Origin of the sequence: Thiolapillus sp., from assembly GCF_048562965.1 — a bacterium.
GTDB lineage: Bacteria > Pseudomonadota > Gammaproteobacteria > Chromatiales > Chromatiaceae > Thiolapillus > Thiolapillus brandeum_A.
The window spans coordinates 1-6,618 of record NZ_JBHNMF010000164.1; the positions used below are offsets into that span (position 1 = coordinate 1).

A 6,618-nucleotide genomic window follows, 5' to 3' on the forward strand; every position below is an offset into this window, starting at 1 on the left:
TCAACGCGCCTTTCGGCCTCGCCACAAAATATGATGATGCAAGCGTGTCTTCGGCCTCGTGATAGATTTTGGGACATCCCAGTCCCCAAAATCGACTCGGCCTTTGACAACCTATTGGTGCTCCAGCCGTCCTGGTCACCCAGCACTACGCAACAACTTCGCAAGCTCGTTGCTGCTCCGTACTTGGCTCCCATATGACTGGACGCCGCGTTCGGAGGCCTACTTTGTTTTCCCTCTGGCGCAAGGCACGCCGGGAAAACAGTGCGGCCTCGCGGCTACTGGGGTCTACCAGCCTTCGCTTCGCTCTCCATGGCTGGCAGCGACTGGGTGGGCCGTTACCACGCAATCCGTTCGGAAATAAAAACCATCAACATCAACCCGAGCATTGCCTACAAGCTGAATGAACGTATTTCCCTGGGTGGTGGCGTTAGCGCCCAGTACATCAGTGCCACGCTCTCCAACAACGTGGATTTCGGCACCATCTGCTACGGCCTTGAAGCCCAGATCCCCCAGTTGCCAGACGGCACCTGCGCCGCCGCGGGCATGATACCCACGGGTTCCGATGGTTATGCCAAGGTCAAGGGTACCGACTGGAGCTTCGGCTTCAATCTCGGCGCCATGATCAATTTCACTGACCATACCCGTGTCGGCCTTGCCTATCGCTCCAACATCAAACAGAACCTCGAAGGCTCTGCCGATTTCCGTGTTCCGGCCGGTTTCCAGGCGATCCTTGACATGGGCATTCCACTGTTCAGCAATACCAGCGCTACGGCTGACGTAGACCTGCCGGAATCGGCTTCCGTAAGTCTGTATCATGCTTTCAATGACCAATGGGCCGTTCTCGCGGACGCGACCTGGACCAAGTGGAGCCGTTTCGATGAGCTGGTCAGGAGCCGTTTCGATGAGCTGGTCATCAGGTACGGCAACCCGGCGCAGCCAGATACCGTGCAGCCGGAAAACTGGGACAACAACATGCGCTATTCCCTGGGCGTCACCTACAGCCCCAGCCAGAAATGGATCTTCCGGGCCGGCTGGGCCTATGATGAAACCCCCATCAGCCGCACCAAGGACCGTACACCGCGCATTCCCGGCAATGACCGCACCTGGGTTGCCTTGGGCCTGGGTTATCGCATGTCCGACAGCCTGAGCCTCGACGCGGCTTATTCACACCTGTTCATCGACGATACCAAGATGGATGCGCTCGATCACAGCACCGGTCACCAGCTGATCGGCACCTATGAATCCGACGTGGACATCTTCAGCGCCCAGCTGAACTACAAATTCTAGGCGTTTGCACCGGTTCAGGTCCACCAGGCCCTGAACCGGAAGCAAAAAAAGCCGCCCGTAAAGGCGGCTTTTTTACTGTAAAAACAATCACATATACATACAAATATTCGCATCTCCGGCAAACTCGAAGAAGCGTGCCGCACCGGCTAGTTCGATGCCATCGATAAACTCGGAGGGTTCCATATCGAACAGCTCCACAGTCATGTTGCAGGCAATAAAACGGACTTCGGCTTCCTGGCTGAGTTCACGCAATTCAGTGAGACTGGCCACACCTTTGGCTGCCATCTGCTTCTTCATCATGGAAGTCATCATGGCTTCCATACCCGGCAATGCTGTCACCAGTACGGGCATCCACTTTTCCATGCCACCCGGCATGGGCATACCCGGATTACCCAAGGGCGTTACACGCAGGTGATCTAGATCCTTCTTCAGCAACTGCAAGCCATAGAAGGTAAAGAAAATCTCCACATCATAGCCGAGTGCTGCAGCAGTAGAGCCGAGAATGAACGGAGGATAGCCCCAGTCCAGGGTTCCTTTTGTGGCAATAATCGCCAGTTTTTTCTGTTCCATTGGTTTTCTCCCCTGCGCAGAACGCAGTATCAGAAATCAACAGGCGATCAGGCCTTCTTGATCAGGAAATGGAACTTGCCACCTTCTTCCTTGGATTCCATCAGCTCGTTTCCGGTCTGCTTGGAAAAAGCTTCGAAATCTTTAACAGAACCGGGATCGGTCGCAATGATATGCAGTACCTTGCCGGGTTCCAGAGCTGCCAGCGCTTTCTTGGCGCGCAGAATAGGAAGTGGGCAGTTCAAACCGCTTGCGTCGAGTTCATCATCAAAATCAGCCATGGGATTTCTCCAGTGTTTAGGGGTTTAAATAACAGTGCTTTCTTATATTCTAACTCTGCGAGAAAGGCAAGCACCAGATGAAAAAAAGACTCACAGAGTGGTAATTTCGTACCCGTTCCGAGCCCAGTCAATAATGCCACCACGCAAATTGTAGGCGTTGCCCACACCTTGCTGTTCGAGAAAGGCGCAGGCATGATAGGAACGCGCCCCACTGCGGCAATACAGGATGATATCCTTGTCCTTGGGAAGATCCTGCAGTTTCAGTGGAATAAGGTGCATGGCCAGGTGTTCAGCCCTGGGCAGCACGCCCTGACGAACTTCCGCGTCGCTGCGAATGTCCAGTAAAACAATATCCTCGCCTGCATCCAGCCGCTTTTTCAGCGTGGATGAGTCGATCTCTTTGACTTGCATTCCCACCTCAGATCTGGTCGATGGCAACTTGAATTGATGTAGTATATTATAACATCCTCATATAAGCAATGAATACGCGGCATAAACACCGGTAATATCAAGGTTTTTACAATACAGAACAATTGCTTATGCTAAACTGCCAGCTTGCCCTTTTCCCGGGCCCCAATCCTCTTAACATGGCCGAAACCCAATGGATTTTCTTCCCGTTTTTCTCAATATTCAATCCCGCCCCTGTGCTGTCGTAGGTGGAGGCGAAGTCGCCGCACGAAAAGTCAGGCTCCTGCAGGCTGCTCAGGGACAGGTCACCGTCATGTCTCCGGTTCTCTGCGAGGCATTGCAGGCAGAGAAGGACAAAGGGGAAATCACTCATCTGGCAGAAGATCATTCACAGATCAGCCTGGACGGCTTTGCCGTGGTCATTGCCGCTACCGATGACGCAGCCGCCAACGAGCAGATTGCAGCTCAGGCCAGGCAACACAATATTCCCGTGAACGTGGTGGACAATCCCGACGCCGGCACCTTCATCATGCCTTCCATCATCGACCGCTCTCCAGTCATCGCAGCCGTTTCCACAGGCGGCGCCTCCCCCGTGCTGGCGCGCCTGATCCGGGCGCGTCTGGAATCTCTCATTCCGGCAGGATACGGTCGCCTCGGAGAACTCACAGCACGCTATCGCGAGCGGGTAAAACAAGCTTTTCGAAGCACCGATGACCGGCGTCGTTTCTGGGACCGTATCCTGCAGGGCAGCGTAGCAGAACGCGTCTTTTCCGGTCACATGGAAGAAGCCGAGGCCGTACTGGAAAAGGAACTTGCGGAATTTTCGTCCAACAAGGGCATGGGTGAAGTCTACCTGGTGGGGGGCGGCCCCGGCGATCCGGACCTGCTCACCTTCCGCGCCCTGCGATTGATGCAGCAGGCCGACGTGGTGGTTTACGACCGCCTGGTGGCCAAGCCTGTGCTCGAAATGGTGCGACGTGACGCCGAGCGCATCTACGTGGGCAAGGAGCGCGACCGCCATGCCATGCGCCAGGAGGAGATCAACGAACTGCTGGCTAAACTGGCGAAGGAAGGCAAACGGGTGGTTCGTCTCAAGGGGGGCGACCCCTTCATCTTCGGCCGGGGCGGTGAGGAGATCGATACCCTGGCCGAGCAGGGCGTCCCCTTCCAGGTCATACCCGGCATCACGGCCGCATCCGGCTGCGCCACCTACTCGGGTATTCCCCTGACCCATAGGGACTATGCCCAGTCCGTCACCTTCGTCACCGGGCACCTGAAGGACGGCAGCATGAATCTGAACTGGAATCAGCTGGCCCAGCCCCACCAGACCATCGTGTTCTACATGGGACTCATGGGACTGCCGGTGATTGTCGAAAAGCTGGTCGAACACGGCGTATCACCGCAGATGCCCATCGCCCTTGTCCAGCAGGGCACCACCCACCTGCAACGGGTGTTCACCGGCACCCTGGAAAACATCCTGGACGTGGTGGAACGTGAAAAACCCAAGCCACCCACCCTGACCATCGTCGGCGAAGTCGTTCAACTGCACGAAAAGCTGTCCTGGTACAAGGGTGAAAAACCGGGCTACCAGGGCGCCACGTCAGCCATTCAGCCCGGCACCGAACTCTGACATAGCCCGATCATCCTGCACACACCGCGAGGTTGAGACGTCTCGGCCACGCGGTACACTGCCTGCATGGAACCGAAGAACCGTCTGGCCAGCGCACTCAGCCCTTACCTGCAGCAACACGCCCACAACCCCGTGGACTGGTGGCCCTGGTGCCCCGAGGCTCTGCAGGCCGCCCGTGAGCAGGACAGGCCCATTCTGCTGTCCATCGGTTATTCGGCCTGTCACTGGTGTCATGTCATGGCCCACGAATCCTTCGAGGACGAGCAAACCGCCAGCCTGATGAACGAGCTGTTCGTCAACATCAAGGTGGACCGGGAGGAACGCCCGGACCTGGACAAACTCTACCAGCATGCGCATCAGCTGCTTGCAGGACGGTCCGGCGGCTGGCCCCTCACCGTCTTCCTCGATCCCCATACCCAGGTTCCGTTTTACTCCGGCACCTACTTCCCTCCCCGTCCCCGCAGCGGTCTTCCAGGCTTTCCCTGCCTGCTGAAGAACATCGCCACCGCCTGGCAGCAACAACGCCAGGCCATCGAAGCACAGGGCAGCCAGGTGATAGAAGCGCTGAACCGGCAATCCCAGGTCGAAACCGATGACAGGAGCAGCCTGGACGACACCCTTGTCGACAGAGGTGTCAGCTTGCTGCTGGATCAGTTCGACGGTCGTCATGGCGGCTTCGGCAGTGCACCCAAGTTTCCACATCCCCAGAACCTGCGCCTGCTGCTCACCCGCAACGCAGATCAGTCCCAGGCAAGGCAGGCCGCCCTGTTTACCCTGTCCAGGATGATAGGGGGTGGCGTATTCGATCAGCTTGGCGGCGGTTTCTACCGCTACGCCGTGGACGACGCGTGGATGATCCCCCATTTCGAGAAGATGCTCTACGACAACGGGCCGCTGCTGCAGCTCTGCGCCCGGGCATGGCGGCTCACGGGAAAGCCGGCTTTTCGCCACGCAGCCGAAACAACAGCGCAGTGGCTCATGACGGAGATGCAGCATCCGGACGGTGGCTATTTTTCCAGCCTGGATGCAGACAGCGAAGGCGAGGAAGGGAAATACTATGTCTGGTCACGCAGGGAAGTGCGCGAACTGCTAAGCAAAGACCAGTACCAGGCCTTCAGTCTGCACTACGGTATCGACCGGCCCGCCAACTTCGAAGGCCGCTGGCACCTGCACGTGGAACGTGATCCGGAGGATGTCGCCAGGCAACTGCAAACCGGTCAGGACACCCTGGACGATCTGCTGGACAGCGCCAGAAACCTGCTGCTTTCCCGACGCCAGCAGCGCACCGCCCCCGGCAGGGACGAGAAGATCCTCACCGCATGGAATGCCCTGACCATCGAAGGCATGGCAGCTGCCGGCATGCTGCTGAACAGGCCGGACTGGGTTGATTCTGCCGAAAGTGCCCTGAGCCACCTTCAGAAAAAGCTCTGGCACAACGGCCGCCTGCTGGCCGCCTGCAAGGACGGCCAGGGCTACCAGGCAGCCTATCTCGATGATCATGCCTTCCTGATCCAGGCGATTCTGACCCTGTTGCAGGCACGCTGGAACAGTCCCAGTCTGCAGTGGGCCATGACGCTGGCAGACCAGATGATCGCGCATTTCGAGGACAAACAGCAGGGCGGTTTCTATTTCACTGCCGACGATCAGGAGCCCCTGATCCAGCGGCCACGCGGGCTGATGGACGAAGCCATCCCCAGCGGTAACGGTATTGCTGCCCTGGCATTGCAGCACCTGGGGCATCTGACCGGAAGGCAGGACTACCTCGATGCGGCGGAGCGCACGCTCGAGGCCGCCACCGGCCACCTGCAGCAGATACCTCATGCCTCTCCTTCGCTGCTGCTTGCACTGGAGGAATATCTGTCACCCGCGGCTATGCTGGTCATTCGCGGCCCGGAACCGGAGCTTTCAGAATGGCGTGACCGAGCACTTGCATGTGCCGGACCACGACTCATGCTCTACGCAATCGATGCGGAAGATCATCATCTGCCACCGATACTGGAAGCCCGTCAGCACAAGAATACCGCTGCCTGGCTGTGTCGTGGCACCGAGTGTCTGCCTCCCGCCGAAACTCTCGACAGGCTCGAATCGCTGCTCCGGCAGATCTGAATATCCCACAGCGCAAATGCGTATCGGACATTGAAACAGACACCTTCTTATCTGCCTGATCTTCGCTGAGTCGCAGTAGCAGTAGCTTTCTGCATATACCCATCTATTGCTACCCGCTTTTCCGGCAAGCGGTTTGTCACTTCATCGTCTGAACCAACGTCTGCCCCCCCTGCCAACACCTCGCAACTGCTCTATGTACGCATAAAGAAGCATTATTATATATAGTATTGCGAATCGTTATCTTTTGCGTTCCGGATATTATCGACGAAACAACAGACCGGCCCCTGCTGCTGGAGGACATGCATGATCAAACCTTGCCGCCTGTTTCCGCTTCTCCTG

General features: G+C 57.3%; 7 protein-coding genes. 4 read left to right on the forward strand and 3 right to left on the reverse strand.

Annotation, left to right across the window (positions count from 1 at the left end; translation table 11 throughout):
- Nucleotides 1-58 precede the first annotated feature (58 nt).
- Nucleotides 59-361: a hypothetical protein gene (locus ACOCD2_RS10030; RefSeq protein WP_293672609.1), complete on the forward strand. Its 303-nt coding sequence runs from the start codon at nt 59-61 to the stop codon at nt 359-361.
- Nucleotides 310-1,287: an OmpP1/FadL family transporter gene (locus tag ACOCD2_RS10035; protein ID WP_293652496.1), complete on the forward strand. Its 978-nt coding sequence runs from the start codon at nt 310-312 to the stop codon at nt 1,285-1,287. The genes ACOCD2_RS10030 and ACOCD2_RS10035 overlap by 52 nt, the downstream gene beginning before the upstream one ends.
- 87 nt (nt 1,288-1,374) lie before the next feature.
- Here the strand turns inward: ACOCD2_RS10035 and dsrE2 are convergent, their stop codons facing one another.
- The 3 genes from dsrE2 to ACOCD2_RS10050 form a co-directional block, all read right to left on the reverse strand.
- A complete protein-coding gene (gene dsrE2 / locus ACOCD2_RS10040) occupies nt 1,375-1,857 on the reverse strand; it encodes a sulfur carrier protein DsrE2 (RefSeq protein WP_293647328.1) in 483 nt (160 codons plus the stop codon).
- 47 nt (nt 1,858-1,904) lie between these two features.
- Nucleotides 1,905-2,135 carry a sulfurtransferase TusA family protein gene (locus ACOCD2_RS10045; RefSeq protein WP_293647330.1) on the reverse strand — a complete coding sequence of 77 codons (231 nt, stop codon included), beginning with the start codon at nt 2,133-2,135 and terminating at the stop codon, nt 1,905-1,907.
- Nucleotides 2,136-2,225: 90 nt separating this feature from the next.
- On the reverse strand, nt 2,226-2,546 hold the full coding sequence (locus tag ACOCD2_RS10050) for a rhodanese-like domain-containing protein (protein ID WP_293647332.1): 321 nt from the start codon (nt 2,544-2,546) through the stop codon (nt 2,226-2,228).
- Between the two features lie 190 nt (nt 2,547-2,736).
- Between ACOCD2_RS10050 and cysG the strand changes: the two genes are divergently transcribed.
- Nucleotides 2,737-4,173: a siroheme synthase CysG gene (gene cysG / locus ACOCD2_RS10055; protein WP_293647334.1), complete on the forward strand. Its 1,437-nt coding sequence runs from the start codon at nt 2,737-2,739 to the stop codon at nt 4,171-4,173.
- Between the two features lie 66 nt (nt 4,174-4,239).
- A complete protein-coding gene (locus tag ACOCD2_RS10060; protein WP_293647336.1) occupies nt 4,240-6,279 on the forward strand; it encodes a thioredoxin domain-containing protein in 2,040 nt (679 codons plus the stop codon).
- The last annotated feature ends 339 nt before the right edge of the window (nt 6,280-6,618 follow it).